Source organism: Burkholderia sp. Ac-20379 (assembly GCF_017104645.1).
GTDB lineage: Bacteria > Pseudomonadota > Gammaproteobacteria > Burkholderiales > Burkholderiaceae > Burkholderia.
Genome location: NZ_JAAGPF010000149.1, coordinates 1 through 17,420, shown reverse-complemented (window position 1 = coordinate 17,420; position 17,420 = coordinate 1). Strand labels below are relative to the sequence as shown.

Sequence of the window (17,420 nt, the reverse complement as noted above, 5' to 3'; positions counted from 1 at the left end):
CCGCGGCCGGTTCGCCGCCGTTCGCGCGCCGTCGTGCGGCTGCGCCGCTGCGCGGCCCGCCCAGTTCGTTGAGCGGCGTGCGGTAGGTTTCGCGGGCCGTCCAGGCCGACAGCGCGGCCAGCGCCGTGATCACCAGCGTGGCGGTGCCGATCAGCAGCGGAATGTCATGCGTGCCCGGCGGCGCAATCGCCGCGAACAGCGACGGCAGCAGCGCCGTGATCGCCATGCCGATGTTCTGGCCGATCGACATCGCCGAGACGCGCGTGCGGGTCGGGAACAGCTCCGGCATGAAGCTCGGGAACACCGCGTTGAAGCCCTGGTAGATCACGCCCCACATCAGCACCGAGGTGACGATCGCCACCGGCGCGTTCTTGACGCTGATCGCGTAGAGATACGCGTAGGACAGCAGCCCCGCGCCGAGCGAGCCGACCACCACCGGAATGCGCCGGCCGATCCGATCCGAGAGCTTGCCCACGTACGGAATCACCAGCACCGCCACGATGTTGCCGATCAGCGGGATCGCCAGATAGGTGTTCGGATGGAAGCCGATGCCGTACGACGGCTGCACCGCGTAGGCCGCGCCGAAGATGGTCGCCACCATCGCGATCACGGCGGCCGTGGCCATCACGGCGATGCGCAGCATGTCGCGCCAGCTTTCGCGGAACGCCACCGCGATCGGCGAGGCCGGGATGCCGCCGTTGCTGCCCTCGTCGACGAACGCGGGCGATTCCTGCACGTTGCGGCGGATCACGAAGCCGGCGGCCAGCACCAGCGCGCTGAGCAGGAACGGAATGCGCCAGCCCCAGGCGACGAACGTGTCGTTCGGCATCCAGTAGGCGAGCGGCATGAAGATCGCCGCCGCGAAGATCTGCCCGGCCTGCGTGCCCTGCAGCGCGAAGCTCGCGTAATAGCCGCGCCGGCCTTCGGGCGCCTGTTCGAGAATCATCGAGCTGGCGCCCGAGATTTCGCCCGCCACCGCGAAGCCCTGCACGAGACGCAGCAGCACCAGCATGACCGGCGCGGCGATGCCGATCTGGCCGTAGGTCGGCAGCAGGCCCACGGCGAACGTCGATGCGCCCATCAGGAACATGCAGAGCAGCAGCAGGTGCTTGCGGCCGTGCGTGTCGCCGCGCCGGCCCAGCAAGAAGCCGCCGATCGGGCGCGCCACGTAGCCCACGCCGTAGGTCGCCAGCGACGCGACGATCGCCAGCTTCGGGTTGCCGTGCGGGAAGAACAACTGCGGAAAGACCATCGCCGCGGCCTGCGCGTAGATGAAGAAATCGTAGTATTCGAGCGCCGAGCCGATCCAGCCGCTCGCCGTGGCGCGCTTGGTGTGCCGCGCGCGCTCCTGAGGTGTCGTGTGTCCGTCGTTCATCGATCGGGTCTCCTGAATAATATTGGAATGCCATCCTTGCAGGATGGAGCGGCAGCCGGGCTGCCTGGCGCGCGCTTGCGTGCGCGCTCAGACCTCCAGCGGCGTGACGTTCATGAAGGCGCCCAGGTTGCCGAACTGCGCGAGCGCCATGTCCGCGCCGGTCTGGATCCGGCAGCCGAGGCCGCGCGCGATTTCCAGGAAGCGCGTGATGTCGGGCGAGGTCACCACATCGGCCGCCAGCGCGCCGGGGCGCAGCGTGGCCAGCACCGTTTCGGCGAGCGGCAGCGGCGCGTAGCCTGCCATGCCGGCCGGCGACGCGTTCACCACCAGATCGAACGGCGCGAGCGAATCGAAGTGCGGCTCGACGAAGCTGCCCGGATGATGCTTTGCCAGCAGCGCGCGCAGCGTTTGCGCGCGCGCGCCGTCGGGATCCACCACCGTGACCGAGGCCGCGCCCTGCTCGCACAGCGCCCAGCCGATCGCGCTGCCCACGCCGCCCGCGCCGAGCACCAGCGCCTTCGCGCCGGCCGGCTCGAAGCCGTGGCCGCGCGCGGCGTTCAGGAAGCCGTCGCCGTCGACGATGTCGCCCACCAGCCGGCCGTCGTTCTCGCGGCGGATCACGTTGACGCAGGCCAGCGCCTCGGCGCGGCGGCTCAGCGCATCGAGGCGCGGCGCGATCTGCTGCTTGTAGGGCACCGTCACCACGCAGCCGCGCAGGTTGCGCCAGGCGCGCAGTGCGTCGATGAACGGCTCGATCGAGCCGCCGTCGAGGTCGATCGGGATCATCGACGCATCCTTGCCGTGCCGCGCGAACCAGTCGTTGAAGGTCTGCGGCGATTTCACCTGCGCGATGGGGGAGCCGACGATGGCTACCAGTTCGGTCGTACCGCGAATCATTGAGGCGCACCGGAATTCGTTAGGAACACGATGCTATGGTGCGACGGCGCCGCCCGGCCCGGCAACGCCGCAGAATCGAAAATGTTGCGATAAGCGGATCGGGATTGCGATAATCGCAACGTCGTGCCGGTTCCGGTTCGCTTCGCTCAATCCTCTGATGAAAACGCCCGTCATTCACGAACGCGACCTGATCGCCGGCCTGCAGAAGGGCCTTGCGCTGATCCTGCTGTTCAACGACCAGACGCCGCGCCTGACCGTGCCCGAGGCCGCGCGGCTGTCGGGCCTGACCAGCAGCGCCGTGCGGCGCTTCCTGCTGACGCTGGTGCACGACGGCTATGCGGAGACGGACGGGCGCTATTACTGGCTGACCGCGAAGAACCTGCGGATCGGTCAGGCCTACGTGGAATCGGCGCGGCTGCCGCGCATGATGCGGCCGATCGTCGAGAAGGTGGCGGCCGAGACGCGCGAGCATGTCTCGGTGGCGGTGCGCGACGGCGACGAGGTCGTGCATATCGTGCGCAGCCGCGTGATGAACGTGTCGTCGCTGTCGATGCGGCAGGGCTGGCGGCTGCCGATGTACTGCACCGGCAGCGGGCGGCTGTGGCTCGCCTCGCTGCCCGATGCGGACGTGGACGCCTACCTGGCGCGCGTCGACCGGCAGGCGCTGACGCCCTACACGCGCACCGGCGTGGCCGAGATCAAGGACATCGTCGCGCGGATCCGCGAGCAGGGCTACGCCGAGCTCGATCAGGAATACGAAGTGGGGATGCGGATCCTCGGCGTGCCGCTGACCGATCGCCACGGCCAGATGCGCGCGAGCCTGACGATCACGACGCAGGTGTCGCCGCTGTCGCTCGCCGAGATTCGCGAGCGTTACCTGCGTTATCTGTACGAAGGGCAGGCGCTGCTGCGGCCGATCATGGACACCTGAGCGGCGGCGGCCGCCACGCGGCAACGTGGCGGCGCGTCAGGCGTCGCGCGCGAACAGGCCGTTCATCAGGCTGCCGGGCGGCGCATCGGGCAGGCCGTCGAAGCGGCCCTCGGCCAGCGATTGCGCCGCCGCGAGAAACCCGCCCCAGGCCGCGCGCGCCAGGGCGCCGCCCACGCTCACGCGGCGCACGCCCATCGCGGCCACGTCGGCCAGCGTGAATTCCGAGGCAGAGCCGATCAACAGGTTGACCGGCTTCGGCGCGACCGCCATCACCACGGCCTCGATCTGGCCGCGCGTGCGCAGGCCGGGCGCATAGAGGCAATCCGCGCCCGCTTCCGAATAGGCGCGCAGCCGCGCGATCGCGTCGTCGAGATCGGGCACGCCGGCCACGAAATTCTCGGCGCGGCCCACCAGCAGCGTGTCGCCGCCGTGCGCGTCGATCGCGCCGCGCGCGGCGGCGATGCGCGCCGCGGCCACCTCGATCGGCAGCAGCGGCGCATGCGCGTCGCCCGTCGAATCCTCCACCGACAAACCGGCCACGCCGGTTTCCACGGCCAGCGCCACGCTCTGCCCGACTTCCTCGGGCGTGGCGCCGAAGCCGTTTTCGAAATCGGCGTTGACGGGCAGATCGGTGGCCTCGACCATCGCGCGCAGATGCGCGAGCACGGCCTCGCGCGAGACGGCGTTGTCGGCCCGGCCCGCCGACCACGCGAAGCCCGAACTCGTGGTGGCGAGCGCCTTGAAACCGGCCGCGGCGAGGTAGCGCGCGCTGCCCGCATCCCACGGGTTCGGCAGCAGGAAACAGCCGCTCGCGTGCAACTCGCGAAACGCGGCGCGTCTTTCGGCAATCGTGCGTGGCATGGGGTGTCCTCGGAAGCAAAGTAGGGGCTTGGCCCGCCCGGCGCGGCATGGGCGGGCATCGAATTTGCGCTGCGGGCCGGCGGCACGCACGACGCGCGCTGCCGGCCCGAGCGCCAGTCTGCTGCATTTTCGCCGGTCGCGCCGGGGCGATGTGTCGGCACGGCGTGAAATATCGGTGTCCAAAGCGAATGGCGGCGCGGCGCTCCGCCAAAACGCGCTTCAACCCTCATACGACTAGAATCGTCGGCACGCCGCATCCGCATCCGCCACCGTTCGCCATGAGAGGAGCCGCCAACCGATGAGCATGTCCTTCCCGCATTCGGGCCGCCGCCCGTGCAGCCCCCCGGCCCTGAAGACGGCCGCCGCCGGCGCGCTGGTCGCCGCCACGCTCGCGGCCGCGCCGCTCGCCGAAGCCGCCACGTTCAGCCAGGCGCCGTACGGCACCACGCGCGACGGCCAGGCCGTCAGCGAATACACGCTGAAGAACACGCACGGCACCACCGTCAAATTTCTCAGCTACGGCGGCGTGATCACCGCGATCGACGTGCCCGACCGTCACGGCAAGTTCGCCAACATCGTGCTCGGCTTCGCCTCGCTGAAGGATTACGAGGCCTATAACGGCAACATCCATTTCGGCGCGCTGATCGGCCGCTACGCCAACCGCATCGCCAACGGCCAGTTCCAGCTCGACGGCCAAACCTACAAGCTGCCGATCAACAACGCGCCGAACACGCTGCACGGCGGCCCGGACAGCTTCGATTCGAAGGTGTGGAGCGTGAAGCCGCTGCCCGGCAACGGCTCGGGCAAGGACGGCGCGGGCGCCGAGCTGACCTACGTGAGCCCCGACGGCGAGAACGGCTTCCCCGGCACGCTGACCGTGCACGTCACGTACCGGCTGACCGACGACAACGCGCTGCATATCCGCTACGAGGCGACCACCGACAAGCACACGGTGGTGAACCTGACCAACCACACCTATTTCAATCTGGCTGGCGAGGGCAGCGGCAGCGTGGAGGATCAGGAGATCCGCATCGCGGCCTCGCGCTACACGCCCACCGATCGCAATTCGATTCCCACCGGCGAGCTGGCCTCGGTGGAAGGCACGCCGCTCGACCTGCGCCGCGCGACGCCGATCGGCCGCCATCTGCGCTCGAATTTCGAGCAGATGGCGTACGCGCGCGGCTACGACCACAACTGGGTGCTCGACCACGGCGGCGAGCGCACGCCGGCGTTCGCGGCCAGCGTCCGCGATCCGCACAGCGGCCGCGTGCTGACGGTCGACACGACGCAGCCGGGCCTGCAGTTCTACACGGCGAATTCGCTCGACGGCAGCGCGATCGGTTCATCGGGCCGCGCCTACCGGCAAACCGACGCGTTCGCGCTCGAAGCCGAGCATTTCCCCGATTCGCCGAATCATCCGGCGTTCCCCACCACCGAATTGAAGCCGGGTGAAACGCTGCACGAGGAGACGGTGCTGCGCTTTTCGGTGCGCTGAGGCCCGCGGCCCGGCGCCTGGCGGCGGGCGGTGTCAAAAACGCTGCCCGCTTTGTTCGCCGAAGCCGAATTGAGATTTCAGCGGCAGCGGCTTGGTGGCCGGGACGGCAGCCGTTACGCTGTCGTTAACCCTCTACTCCTCCCGTTGTTACCCCCGGGGGCCAGGGGCGCAGGCCACGAAGCACGTGGCGGCGCCCCGACTCTTTTTCGCGATCCGCGAAGCGGTTGCACGCGCAACCATCCCCGTCTTTTCATGCTGCCTCCCGCCGTCAGCCGGGAAACAGCTGCCCCTGCCCCGAGATCACCGCTTCGAAATCGTCCTTCAGGAACGGCAGGATCGCGTCGGCCACCGGCTGCAACTGCCGGCTCAGATAGAACGCGTAGTCGATCGGCGAGCGCATCGTTTCGAGCGGCTCGGGGCCGGCCGTGGTCATCACGTAGCTGATCCAGCCGCCGCGCTGGTATTGCAGCGGGCGGCCCTGTTCGCGGTTGAACGCGTCGGCGGTGCGCGCGGCGCGCACGTGCGGCGGCACGTTGCGCTGATAGTCGGCCAGCGGCCGGCGCACGCGCTTGCGATAGACGAGCTGGTCATCGAGCTCGCCGGCCAGCATGCGCCGCACCGTGCCGCGGATCAGGTCGCGATACGGCTCGCGGCGGAACACGCGCGTGTACAGCTCGCGCTGGAACTGCTGCGCGAGCGGCGTCCAGTCGGTGCGCACCGTCTCCAGCCCCTTGAACACCACGTCCTCGCCGCCGTCGGCGGCCAGTGCGAGGCCCGCGTAGCGCTTCTTGCTGCCTTCCTCGGCGCCGCGCACGGTGGGCATCAGGAAGCGCAGGTAATGGCGCTCGTATTGCAGTTCGAGCGCGCTGTCGAGGCCGAAGCGCTCGCGCAGATGTTCGCGCCAGAACGCGTTGACGTGCGCCACGATCGCGCGGCCCTTGGCGGCGGCCGAGGCGTCGTCGTGCGCCTCGCGCAGCCAGACGAACGTGGAATCGGTGTCGCCGTAAATCACTTCGTAGCCCTGCGCTTCGATCAGCTCGCGCGTGCGGTGCATGATCTCGTGGCCGCGCATCGTGATCGAGGAGGCCAGCCGCGGATCGAAGAAGCGGCAGCCCGACGAGCCGAGCACGCCGTAGAACGCGTTCATGATGATCTTCAGCGCCTGCGAGAGCGGCGCGTTGCGCTGCCGCTTGGCCGCTTCGCGGCCTTCCCACACGCGCTTGACGATCTCCGGCAGGCAATGCCGGCTGCGCGAGAAGCGCGCGCCGAGGAAGCCCGGCACCGAATCGGCGTCGCCGGGCCGCGCGAGGCCTTCCACCAGCCCGAGCGGATCGATCAGGAAGGTGCGGATGATCGACGGATAGAGGCTCTTGTAATCGAGCACCAGCACCGAATCGTAGAGGCCGGGGCGCGAGTCCATCACGAAGCCGCCGGGGCTGTTCTGGCCGGTCACGTCGCCGAGGTTCGGCGCGACGTAGCCGAGCCGGTGCATGCGCGGTAGGTACAGATGCGTGAACGCGGCCACCGAGCCGCCGGTGCGGTCGGCCGCCAACCCGGTGACGGTGGCGCGCTCGAGCATGAACGACAGCAGGTCCGCCTTCGCGAAGATCCGCGTGACCAGTTCGCAATCCTTGAGGTTGTAGCGGGCCAGCGCGGGTTTGTCCTCGTCGAAGCGGCGCTGGATCTCGTCCATCCGCTGATACGGGTTGTCGACGGCCTTGCCCTCGCCGAGCAGCGTCTGCGACACGTATTCGAGGCTGAACGAGGGGAAGGTCCAGGTGGCCGATTTGAGCGCCTCGATGCCGTCGAGGATCAGCCGGCCCGCCGCGCCCGCGAACAGGTGATCGGGCTGCTGGCCGTGCGCGCGCAATTCGAGCGCGCTGCCGTCGCGGCCGAGCCGCAGCGGCACGCGGAACTGCTCGGCGTGCGCGTGCAGCACGCGCAGATCGAACTGGATCAGGTTCCAGCCGACGATCAGGTCGGGGTCGTGCTGCGCGAACCACGCGTTGAAACGCTCGAGCAGCGCGGCGCGGGTGTCGCAGTATTCGAGGTGCACGTCATGGCCGTCGAGCACGGTGGCGTCGCCGTTCGGCGGGCCGAGCATGAACACGTCGCGCCGGCCGCAGCCTTCGAGCGCGATCGAATACAGCTCGCCGCGCGCGCTGGTTTCGATGTCGAGCGAGACGCCGCGCAGCGCCGGGCGGTAGTCGGGGTCGGGCTTCAGTTCGGCGTCGATCAGCAGGCGGGGGCCGGCGGGCGTGCCGCGAAAGCGCACCGGCGCGGTGATGAAGCGCTCCATCGCGTAGCGGTCGGGCGGCGAGACGTCGGCTTCGTACACGTCCACGCCGTCCTTGGCGAGCCGCTTCTGCAGCGCGCCGAGGTGGCGATGGCGGCGGCTGTACAGGCCGAGCACGGGGCGCTGGCGGAAATCGCGCAATGCGAGCGGGCGCAGGGCCACGCCGGTTTCGCCGGCCAGCACGCGTTCGGCGGCCTCGCGCTGCGCTTCCGGCACGAACGCGACCGATTCCTGCGGGCGCAGGCGCACCCGTCGCGGGCCGCTGCCGGTGGCGAGCCAGAACTCGATCTCGACGCCGGCGGCGGTGTCCCGCCAGTGACGGGTCAGGATGAAACCCTGCTCGAATTCGGTCAAAACGCGTGCTCGTGATGGGAGGAATGCCTCAGGCGGCGGATTGTAGCGCCTGCGGGCGGGCCGCGCCCGGCCTGAGTGGCTGCCTGGGTGGCTGCCTGAGTGGCGGCCGCGGCCGGTGTAGCCGCCGCGCGGGCGACGCTCGGCCGCCATCGTCGATCTTTGCCATAATTCACCCCCGAATCGGCGGCCCGCCCGCCGCCGCACGACAGGCCGTTCGCCGCGCGGCCCGCTTCGCCCGAACCAGGATCGCCCGTGGAACTGAGACAACTTCGCCATTTCGTCGCCGTCGCCGAGGAGGCCAACTTCACGCGCGCGGCCGAGCGCTGCCATATCGTGCAGTCGGCGCTGTCCACCTCGATCCGGCTGCTGGAGGAGGAATTGGGCGCGAAGCTGCTGGTGCGCACCACGCGGCGCGTGAGCTTGTCGGCGGCCGGCACGGTGTTCCTCGATCGCGCGCGGCGCGCGCTCGACGTGCTCGACCGCGCCGCGCTGGAAGTGGCCGACATCACCTCGGTGCGCAGCGGCAAGCTGTCGATTGGCACGGTGCAGAGCCTGCCGCAGTTCCTCGAGCTGCCGGGGCTGCTGTCGCGCTTTCATCAGACGCATCCGGGCGTGGAGGTGCGGCTCGTGCAGGGCGCGGCGCCTGAATTGAACGAGAAGGTGGGCGCGCACGAACTCGATCTGGCGATCCTGCCGGTCGAGGAGCGCAACGAGCGCCACACCTCGCACATCATCGCCTGCGACGAGATGGTGCTGGCCTGCGGGCGCGGCCATCCGCTCGCGTCGGCGGGCACCGTGCCGCTCGCGCGGCTGGTGAAGGAAGCATTCGTCGATTTCGTGCCGGGGCAGGGCACGCGGCGGCTGGTGGATCGCGGCTTCGCCGAGGCGGGGCTGCAGCGGCGCGTGGCGTTCGAGATCGGCGATCTCGATACGGTGCTCGATCTGGTCGGCCAGGGCCTCGGCATCGCGCTGCTGCCCGAGGACATCGTGGTGCGCCGCCCCGACATGCTGGCCTGCGTGCGGCTCGAACGCGCCGAGCTGTGCTGGGAGCTGGTGGTCACGCACGCCGCGTCGGCGTCGGGCGACGCCGCCGACGTGCTCGATCCGGCTCCGGCCGCGTTCCTCGACATGCTGATGGCCGAAACGGCTGATCAACGCTGACGGCCTCCCGTTGCGCGCCAGATCCGTGCCAACTTCTAATTACAAGATGCCTTCGTAAGCATTCATTTATCTTTCTTTCGCGTTGCCGCCCTGCATGCTCGGCGCATGACGGGGCGCGATCGCGCCATCCCCCATCCCGGCGTTCCACATACTGGGCTTGGCTTGTGCCGTGTCATCGTACAACCCACGAATCCTTTCAATTGGTGAAAGCAAGCCTGTCGAAGAGGCGAATTCGGGACGAAAGCGATGAATGAAGTTGAAAGAATAAGAAGTAAAAATGAAATAAAACGTTTTTATATAAAAATCAGCAACTTATGGCATATCGAAAAGCTGTCAAGTTATCGATTCAGCAAAAATGACACAGAGATTTCCCTAGGAATCTGCAATTCAGCATTGTCGATTTTTGCACTCGTTATAGGATGACTGACTAGATGAGGGGCTCCAAGTACAGGGAGTCACGCCTCACCTGGAGACCGGCCCGCACTCGCAAGGGCGGCCGATAACGCATAACGCTGACCGCCTGCGGGGTGCAGGCGCTTTGGAATCAGAGGGGACGCAATGAAGAAACGCATCATGGTGGCAGCCGCTACGCTCACCGGCCTGACCGCAGGCGTTGCACACGCTCAAAGCAGCGTGACGCTGTACGGGATCGTCGACACGGGTATCGGCTGGCAGAGCAGCCAGACCTCGCTCGGCTCGACCTCGGGCGGCAAATCGGTCACCAAAATGATCAACGGCATCTGGGCCGGCAGCCGTTTCGGCCTGAAGGGCTCGGAAGATCTCGGCGGCGGCCTGAAGGCCATCTTCCAGTTGGAAGAAGGCTTCAACAGCGCCACCGGCGCGCAAGCCGTGTCGGGCCTGATGTTCAATCGTCAAGCCTACGTCGGCCTGACGGACGCCCGCTTCGGCAGCTTCACGGCCGGCCGTCAGTACACCGCGTACTACACGGTCCTGTCGCCGTACAGCCCGACCACCTGGCTGACGGGCGCATACGGCGCGCACCCGGGCGATATCGACTCGCTGGATACGACGTACCGCGTCAACAACTCGCTCGTGTACATGTCGCCGACCTACGGCGGCTTCACGTTCGGCGGTTCGTACGCGCTGGGCGGCACGCCGGGCAGCACGAACAACGGTTCGACCTGGAGCGTGGCCGCGCGCTACGCGATGGGCCCGGCCGGCTTGGCCGTGGGCTTCATGCGTCTGAACAACTCGACGGTGGGCGGCGGTGCGTGGGGTGCGAACTCGACGGCCTCGAACAACGGCGCCGAGCCGAGCGTGTCGGGCATCAACAACGGTTACCAGTTCGCGGCGGCGCAGCAGCGCCTGGCCGTGACGGGCGGCTGGACGTTCAACTCGCAGTGGGACGTGACGGCGTCGTACTCGAACGTGCAATACATCCCGGGCTCGGGCTCGAAGTTCGCCAACACGGCGATCTTCAACACGGCCGGCGCTGTGCTGCACTTCAAGCCGACGGCGACGCTCGACCTGGCGGCCGGCTACAGCTACACGCGCGCCACGCTGGCGAACGGCGTGCAGCACGCAGCCTACTACCACCAGTTCAACCTGTCGCAGTACTACAGCCTCTCCAAGCGCACCGGCCTGTACGCGCTTGAAGCCTACCAGCGCGCCGGCGGTCAGACGCTCGCACTGGGCGGCAGCATCATCAACGCCACGGCCGACATCGGCGACGGCCAGAACAGCGCGCCGTCCTCGTCGCGCAGCCAGGTGGCAGTGGGCGCGGGCATCATCACGCGCTTCTAAGCGGCAAGGTGTGTGCGGGGCGGCGCGAGCCGCCGCCCGGCAATTTCCGGAATGTGCAGTCGAAGGTTCGCCTTGGCGAACCTTCCTTTCGCCGTCGTCGCGTTCGCGTGCCGACGGCGTTTTTCTTTTGAGGCCGCGGCGGACTCGATGTCGCTCTAAATTGCAACTAACGGCCTATTCCGCGCGGCCCGGCCAAACCCGCGCCGCGCCCGCGCGCACGAGGCGGCGGGCGCGGCGCGCCGTGCGGCTTACTCGTCCATCAGGCGGACCTTGACCTTCTTGCCCTTGATCTTGCCGCCGTTGAGCTTGCGCAGCGCATCGCGCGCGACGCTGCGCTCCACGGCCACGTAGGTCGAGAAGTCGGTCACGTTGATCTTGCCGATCTGCGCGCCGGAGAAGCCCGCGTCGCCGGTCAGCGCGCCGAGCACGTCGCCCGGGCGGATCTTCTCCTTCTTGCCGCCGAGGATCTGCAGCGTTTCCATCGGCGGCAGCAGCCGCTCCTGGCTGGCCGGCGTGAGCGAGGCGAGCGGCGCCCATTCGACTTCGCGCCCCTGCGCCTGCTCGATGCCGCCCACGCGGCCCATCTCGTTCATGCTGGCGAGGCTCAGCGCCCAGCCTTCCTGATCGGCGCGGCCGGTGCGGCCGATGCGGTGCACGTGCACTTCCGGGTCGGGCGTCACATCCACGTTGATCACGGCTTCGAGCTGGGCGATGTCGAGGCCGCGCGCGGCGACATCGGTGGCCACCAGCACCGAGCAGCTGCGGTTGGCGAACTGGATCAGCACCTGGTCGCGCTCGCGCTGGTCGAGCTCGCCGTGCAGCGCGAGCGCGTGGAAGCCCTGCGCGCTCAGCACGTCGAGCAGGTCGCGGCACTGCTGCTTGGTGTTGCAGAACGCGATCGTGCTGGCCGGCCGGTAATGGTTCAGCAGCAGGCCCACCGCGTGCAGGCGCTGATCCTCGGCCACTTCGTAGAAGCGCTGGCGGATCTTGCCCGCGTCGTGCTGCTCGGCCAGCTTGATTTCCTTCGGGTTGCGAAGGAACTGGCGGCTCAGCTTGGCGATGCCGTCGGGGTAGGTGGCCGAGAACAGCAGCGTGAGGCGCTCGGCGGGGCATTGGCGCGCCACGGTGGCGATGTCGTCGAAGAAGCCCATGTCGAGCATCCGGTCCGCTTCGTCGAGCACCAGCGTGTTGAGCGCGCCGAGCGCGAGCGTGCCGCGCTCGAGGTGATCCATGATGCGGCCGGGCGTGCCGACCACGATGTGCGCGCCGTGCTCCAGGCTGGCGGCCTGCGGGCGCATCGGCGTGCCGCCGCACAGCGTCAGCACCTTGATGTTTTCCTCGGCGCGCGCGAGGCGGCGGATTTCCTGGGCGACCTGGTCGGCGAGTTCGCGGGTCGGGCACAGGATCATCGCCTGCACGTCGAAGCGGCGCACGTCGAGCCGCGCCAGCAGCGCGAGTGCGAACGCGGCGGTCTTGCCGCTGCCGGTCTTGGCCTGCGCGATCAGATCCTGGCCGGCGAGCGCCACCGGCAGGCTGGCGGCCTGGATCGGCGTCATCTCGGTGTAGCCGAGCTGCTGCAGGTTGGCGAGCATCGCGGGCGCGAGCGCAAGCTCGCTGAACGGGCGGGCGGGCGTGGCTTGGGTCATCGTGGCTCCTGGCTCAGAACGGGCGGCCTTCGATCTGCTCGTAGACGGGGTTGCCGTCCTCGTCGTCGTAGCGATAGAGGTAATTGCGCGCGCCGCACAGCGGGCAGCGGAACAGGTCGCCCTGGCCCTCGTCCTTGATGACGACGTCGGCGAGTTCCCACGGCGTGCCGCAGCTCTGATTTCTGCAAGTAAACAAGTTCTTCTCCAACGGAATGCGGGGGCGCCCCGGCTGGCCGGGAGGCGGGCGTGCGCCGCGCGGCAGCCGCCCGCAGCAACCTGGCGGAAGCCGGATTTGGGCGGGCGTGCGTGGAGCGGGCGTCGGGGCGCGGATGGAATGGGGGCGATCGGTGAATCGCGCGTGCCGCGATTTTAACGGATGCGCGCGCCGGGGCCGGCGATTTCGCATGCGCCGCCGCCGTGAAACGATTCGTAAGACTGTTGCGGCGGCACACGGCTCGCGGTATTCTCCGAGCCCATACACCCCTGTTTTCGCGTGCGTCGCCCGCACCGTGCAGGGGGCCGGTTCGCCTTCGGCGGATCGCCGCCGCCGGTTTCCGGCGGCGCGCCACACAACGAGAACCTGAGAGACGGCGCGGCAGCGCGAACCGGGTTTCCCTGCTCCGCGCGGCGAAACCGTTTCCATGCAGCTCCCGCCGGCGCGGCACGACCGCGCAACATCATCGTTGCGGCAACCAGACAGTTCAGGATTGCCATTTTTCAGAAGCCGCGATCGCGGCTTTTCTTTTTTCCGGCGAATGGCGCGGGCCGTGCCGCATTCGATTTATTTCGCGCCCGATCGCAATGCGCCATTCGAGCGGTCAGTCTATTAATGCGCGGCGTTTGATAACGTTTTCAAATGCAGTGCGCCATTTGTACGACGTCCGGCTATCGTCGACGGAAAAGCCGGAGCGCCGGTTGATAAGGCGTTCGGCCTGTAACGGCGGCACGCCGCGATATAAAATATCGTTGCATTGCGCGCGATATAAATTCGCATTTATCACGCATCGCCATTTCATTTATGTAGAATGGCATCCCGACAGTTTACGAATTGACGATTGGCATCGCGAACACACCGGCAACGAATCATTTGAACTAGCCGGTGCAATGCCGAACGGCGCGTGACGCCCATGCCGCGCCCCGAATCATCCGGATAACTGGAGCCTGAGAGAACCGCGCCCCGCGCGCCGGGCAGCCCCCGGCGCGCGGCAAGGCGCTCCCCGCATCGGCCGCGTCGCGGCTATCCCCCGATCGAACCCGTTTCGTGCGCCAGCGCCGGCAACGCCGCCTGCGCCGTTTGTGCCGCTTGTGCTGCCTCTGCCGCTTGCCCCGTCTGTCGGCCGCGCGCGGCGATCAGGCATGCGGCCGCCTGCCACGCTTCGCCGGCGGCCTGCTCGCGGCTACCGGCGGTGGCTGCGAGGGTCGCCCCGTCCAGCATCATGACGAGCTGCCGCGCGAGCGGTGCGGCCTCGGCCGGCGCGACCAGCTCGCCGAGCAAAGCCTGGACGAAGCCGCGCAGGCCGTCCTTCTGCGCGGCCGCGAGGCGGGCCGGCTCGCCCGCGCCGTCGTGGAATTCCGACAGCGCGCCGACGAACAGGCAGCCCGTGAAATCGGGCGACGTGAACCTGCCGTGATGCCAGTCGAACACCGCGCGCAGGCGTGCGAGCGCGGTGTCGTGCGCGCCGGCCGCGTCGGCCATCGATTGCCGGGCGGCGTCGGTGCGCTGCGACAGCACCTCGCAGATCAAGGCGTGCTTGGAAGGGAAGTGGCGGAACAGCGTCATCTTGGCGACGCCCGATTCCTTGATGATCCGGTCGATGCCGACGGCGTGATAGCCGTGGGCGGCGAACAGCCGGCTGGCCGTATCGACGATGGCTTGCTTTTTTGCGCTCATGCCTCGGGCGTCCTGTGGTCGCCCGGGCTGGCCGGCGCGCCCGGAGATCGGGCGTCGCATCCTGCCGGGCGCGTCAGGCGGCGCGGGGCGGGAAACCGGGCGTGACGCACAGCCTACCGTGGATGCGGCCGGCCACGGCCCGGCGTGGCGCGGCCGCGACGCCGGGTGCGCGCCGACTTGCTGCGGTCATGGAAGCGAGGGCCGCGCGCGCCGTGCGGGGCTGCCGCTCAGGCAGCCGTTTCGGCGTCGCCGCGCTTGTTGTTGCGCTTGGCGTCGTACATCGCCGCGTCGGCGATGCGCAGCAGCGTGTCGATATCGTTGTCGCGGGCCGTGACGGGCGCGGTGCCGACGCTCGCGCCGACCGTCGCGACGAGATGCTCGCCCAGTTCGAACGGCCGGGCGATCTCCAGCGCGATGGCGCGCGCGAAATCGCTCGGTGCGGTGTGCGCGCCGCATTCGTCGACGATCACGAACTCGTCGCCGCCGATGCGCGCCACCAGCGCGTCCTTGCCGGCGAGCCGGCGCAACCGCTCGGCCACCTGCGCGAGCAGCATGTCGCCGGCTTCGTGGCCGTGCGCGTCGTTGACGGGCTTGAAGCCGTCGAGGTCGAGATAGAACAGCGTCATGCCGGCGCGGATGCGCGGGCGAACCTTGCCGTTGGCGGCCTGGAACAGGCCGGCGCGGTTCAGCAGGCCGGTCAGCATGTCGTGATGCGCGCGGTGGTTGTTCTCGCGCTCGGCCTTCATGGTCGAGATCAGCATCGCGTTGAGGCGGCGCGCGGCGGCGCTCATCGCGAACAGGTAGAACGGGATCTGGATCAGCGACAGCCACAGCACCTTCTCGCCCGACAGCAGCGAGCCGAGCGCGCACGGCCCGAGCGACAGCACGATCATCACGGCGACCAGCCGCGGCGCGGCGAAATTGCGGAAGCAGATGCCGCCCACCATCGCGGCGGCCGACAGGAACGACAGCGTGGCGGCCACCCAGTCGCCGCTCAGCGCGCTGATGAACGCGCCATAGCCCACCGATGCACCCCATAGCGGCGCGAGGTTCAGATAGAAATCGGTGGGCGTGTCGCGATGCTGCAGCGCGCGGCGGCGCGACAGCACCAGCACCACGAGGCGGATCGCGCAGATCAGGATCTCGCCGACCAGCCAGGCGCGGAACGGCAGCGACGGGTGACGCGATTCGAGCACCCAAGCCACGGCGATGGTGTTGAACACGCCGCCGAAGAAGATCGGCAGCGTGCCGAACAGGGTGCCGACCAGCGCGACGCGAATCTCCTGCGGCATGTCCTGGCCCGGCTCGGCCAGCCACCTCGCCAGCCGCCCGCGAGGCAACGAATACACTTCGGTCCTGCTCTGCACTAGACGGTCCTTCGTCGGATCGCGGCCGGCACACGGCGAGCCGGCGGCGCTTATTTGGAATCGGACAGGCGATGGCGGCGGTTGCATGCCGGCCTCGGTGGCGCGGTCACGCCGTCGGACCCCGCCGTCCGCCGTGGCGGACGGTTCCGACGCTCGCGTGGGCGCTGAGCGCCATGCCTGCGTGGCGGCGCTGTTTGCGCCATATGCAAGTCTACCAGCCCGGAGACGCCGCAAATACGCGGTTCGATGATTCGTTTTACGGGCTATTGTCAGCACGATCGCGTGCGCGGCGCGCCGCGAGTTCGCATCCGCCGCCAAGGCAGGGCGCCCTGCCGGCGCTAGAATGCCTGCTTCGCGCCGCCCGCCTTCCACTTCCGCCGCCGCTCATCATGTCGCGCTCCGCCCGCCACCGCCGCCTGCCGCCGCTGAACGCCCTGCGCGCGTTCGAGGCCGCCGCGCGCCACCTCAATTTCCGGCTCGCCGCCGAGGAGATCGGCGTGACGCAGGGCGCGGTCGCGCAGCAGGTTCGCCATCTGGAGGACGTGCTGCAGCGCCAGTTGTTCGAGCGTCTGCCGCGCGGGCTCGCGCTGACGCCCGACGGTCGCGCCTACTTCCCCGCCGTGCAGCGCGCCTTCACGATCGTTGCGGACGCAACCGATGCGCTGAGCCGCCACGATGCGACGTTGACCATCACCACCGCGCCGTCGTTCGCGTCGAAGTGGCTGATTCCGCGGCTCGCGCGCCTGCGCGAATCGCATCCGTCGCTGGAAGTGCGCGTGATCGCCGACGAGAAGCTGGCGACGTTTCGCGGCGACGGCGTGGATATTGCGATCCGGCTCGGCAAGCCGCCGTTCGGCAAGGGGCTCGCGGCCGAGCTGCTGTTTCCGCTCGACGTGTTCGCGGTGGCCGCGCCCGCGCTGCTCGACGCCTCGCCGCCGGTGCGGCGCGGCAGCGATCTGGCCGCGCATGTGCTGCTGCACGACGCGCACGATCTGTGGCCCGAGTTTCTCGACGCGCTGGCGGCCGGGCCGGGCGTGGACGCGGGCAAGGGGCCGCGCTTCAACCAGTCGTCGCTGGCGATCGACGCGGCCATCGACGGGCAGGGCATCGCGCTGATGAGCGAGCCGCTGGTGGAGCGCGACATCGCGGCCGGCCGGCTGCGCCGCGTGCTCGATTTCTCGTTTCCGCTGTCGCTCGGTTTCTACGTGGTGTATCCGCAGGCGGCGGCCGAGACGGCGGCGCGGCGCGCGTTGCGCGAATGGCTGTTCGCGCAGCGCGACCAGGACCGGCGCAGCCACGGCACCGACGCGCTGCGGATCTGAACCGGAACCTGCGGCGCGGCGCGCAGCGAGCCCGGGGCGTTCAGGGCGCGACCCAGCCGA

Annotated in this window: 14 protein-coding genes; 6 read left to right on the top strand and 8 right to left on the bottom strand. The window is 68.9% G+C overall.

From position 1 onward, the window contains the following. Positions 1-1,375 (bottom strand): MFS transporter (locus G3N92_RS19165; RefSeq protein WP_206129102.1); only part of this gene is annotated, 1,375 nt, incomplete at its 3' end. Between the two features lie 87 nt (positions 1,376-1,462). Next, positions 1,463-2,272 carry a shikimate dehydrogenase gene (locus G3N92_RS19160; RefSeq protein ID WP_206129101.1) on the bottom strand — a complete coding sequence of 270 codons (810 nt, stop codon included), beginning with the start codon at positions 2,270-2,272 and terminating at the stop codon, positions 1,463-1,465. A 157-nt stretch (positions 2,273-2,429) separates the two neighbouring features. Between G3N92_RS19160 and G3N92_RS19155 the strand changes: the two genes are divergently transcribed. After that, positions 2,430-3,203 (top strand): IclR family transcriptional regulator C-terminal domain-containing protein, encoded by a 774-nt coding sequence (locus tag G3N92_RS19155; RefSeq protein ID WP_206129100.1) that lies wholly within the window; start codon positions 2,430-2,432, stop codon positions 3,201-3,203. 36 nt (positions 3,204-3,239) lie between these two features. Here the strand turns inward: G3N92_RS19155 and G3N92_RS19150 are convergent, their stop codons facing one another. Next, positions 3,240-4,064 (bottom strand): isocitrate lyase/phosphoenolpyruvate mutase family protein, encoded by an 825-nt coding sequence (locus G3N92_RS19150; protein WP_206129099.1) that lies wholly within the window; start codon positions 4,062-4,064, stop codon positions 3,240-3,242. 304 nt (positions 4,065-4,368) lie between these two features. Here G3N92_RS19150 and G3N92_RS19145 point away from each other — a divergent pair, with 304 nt between their 5' ends. Continuing rightward, positions 4,369-5,559, top strand: a complete 1,191-nt coding sequence (locus tag G3N92_RS19145) for an aldose epimerase family protein (protein WP_206129103.1) — start codon at positions 4,369-4,371, stop codon at positions 5,557-5,559. A 268-nt stretch (positions 5,560-5,827) separates the two neighbouring features. Here G3N92_RS19145 and G3N92_RS19140 read toward each other — a convergent pair whose 3' ends face one another. Continuing rightward, positions 5,828-8,209: a DNA polymerase II gene (locus G3N92_RS19140; RefSeq protein ID WP_206129098.1), complete on the bottom strand. Its 2,382-nt coding sequence runs from the start codon at positions 8,207-8,209 to the stop codon at positions 5,828-5,830. Positions 8,210-8,461: 252 nt separating this feature from the next. Here G3N92_RS19140 and G3N92_RS19135 point away from each other — a divergent pair, with 252 nt between their 5' ends. Further along, complete coding sequence (locus G3N92_RS19135) at positions 8,462-9,370, top strand: LysR family transcriptional regulator (protein WP_206129097.1); 909 nt, start codon at positions 8,462-8,464, stop codon at positions 9,368-9,370. A gap of 558 nt (positions 9,371-9,928) precedes the next feature. Further along, on the top strand, positions 9,929-11,134 hold the full coding sequence (locus G3N92_RS19130) for a porin (protein WP_206129096.1): 1,206 nt from the start codon (positions 9,929-9,931) through the stop codon (positions 11,132-11,134). A gap of 248 nt (positions 11,135-11,382) precedes the next feature. On the opposite strand, the gene dbpA is transcribed toward G3N92_RS19130, so the two are convergent. Together dbpA and G3N92_RS19120 are read right to left on the bottom strand one after the other, a co-directional pair. Then, the gene (gene dbpA / locus G3N92_RS19125) at positions 11,383-12,780 is read right to left on the bottom strand and encodes an ATP-dependent RNA helicase DbpA (protein ID WP_206129095.1); all 1,398 of its coding nucleotides are present in this window, start codon (positions 12,778-12,780) and stop codon (positions 11,383-11,385) included. Positions 12,781-12,793: 13 nt separating this feature from the next. Beyond that, a complete protein-coding gene (locus G3N92_RS19120; protein ID WP_206129094.1) occupies positions 12,794-12,976 on the bottom strand; it encodes a hypothetical protein in 183 nt (60 codons plus the stop codon). A gap of 221 nt (positions 12,977-13,197) precedes the next feature. On the opposite strand from G3N92_RS19120, the gene G3N92_RS19115 reads away from it, so the two are divergent. Next, complete coding sequence (locus G3N92_RS19115) at positions 13,198-13,902, top strand: hypothetical protein (RefSeq protein ID WP_206129093.1); 705 nt, start codon at positions 13,198-13,200, stop codon at positions 13,900-13,902. A 115-nt stretch (positions 13,903-14,017) separates the two neighbouring features. Here G3N92_RS19115 and G3N92_RS19110 read toward each other — a convergent pair whose 3' ends face one another. Both G3N92_RS19110 and G3N92_RS19105 read right to left on the bottom strand, forming a co-directional pair. After that, positions 14,018-14,671, bottom strand: coding sequence for a TetR/AcrR family transcriptional regulator (locus tag G3N92_RS19110; protein ID WP_206129092.1), 654 nt, complete (start codon positions 14,669-14,671; stop codon positions 14,018-14,020). A 227-nt stretch (positions 14,672-14,898) separates the two neighbouring features. Further along, complete coding sequence (locus G3N92_RS19105; protein WP_206129091.1) at positions 14,899-16,038, bottom strand: diguanylate cyclase; 1,140 nt, start codon at positions 16,036-16,038, stop codon at positions 14,899-14,901. Positions 16,039-16,427: 389 nt separating this feature from the next. Here G3N92_RS19105 and gcvA point away from each other — a divergent pair, with 389 nt between their 5' ends. Further along, positions 16,428-17,360 carry a transcriptional regulator GcvA gene (gene gcvA, locus G3N92_RS19100; RefSeq protein ID WP_206129090.1) on the top strand — a complete coding sequence of 311 codons (933 nt, stop codon included), beginning with the start codon at positions 16,428-16,430 and terminating at the stop codon, positions 17,358-17,360. The last annotated feature ends 60 nt before the right edge of the window (positions 17,361-17,420 follow it).

Bases quoted from the DNA above. Each gene is read 5' to 3' on its own strand.
- G3N92_RS19155 (WP_206129100.1), top strand. From the start codon at position 2,430: ATGAAAACGCCCGTCATTCACGAACGCGACCTGATCGCCGGCCTGCAG.
- gcvA (WP_206129090.1), top strand. From the start codon at position 16,428: ATGTCGCGCTCCGCCCGCCACCGCCGCCTGCCGCCGCTGAACGCCCTG.
- G3N92_RS19150 (WP_206129099.1), bottom strand. From the start codon at position 4,064: ATGCCACGCACGATTGCCGAAAGACGCGCCGCGTTTCGCGAGTTGCAC.
- G3N92_RS19160 (WP_206129101.1), bottom strand. From the start codon at position 2,272: ATGATTCGCGGTACGACCGAACTGGTAGCCATCGTCGGCTCCCCCATC.
- dbpA (WP_206129095.1), bottom strand. From the start codon at position 12,780: ATGACCCAAGCCACGCCCGCCCGCCCGTTCAGCGAGCTTGCGCTCGCG.
- G3N92_RS19110 (WP_206129092.1), bottom strand. From the start codon at position 14,671: ATGAGCGCAAAAAAGCAAGCCATCGTCGATACGGCCAGCCGGCTGTTC.
- G3N92_RS19130 (WP_206129096.1), top strand. From the start codon at position 9,929: ATGAAGAAACGCATCATGGTGGCAGCCGCTACGCTCACCGGCCTGACC.
- G3N92_RS19145 (WP_206129103.1), top strand. From the start codon at position 4,369: ATGTCCTTCCCGCATTCGGGCCGCCGCCCGTGCAGCCCCCCGGCCCTG.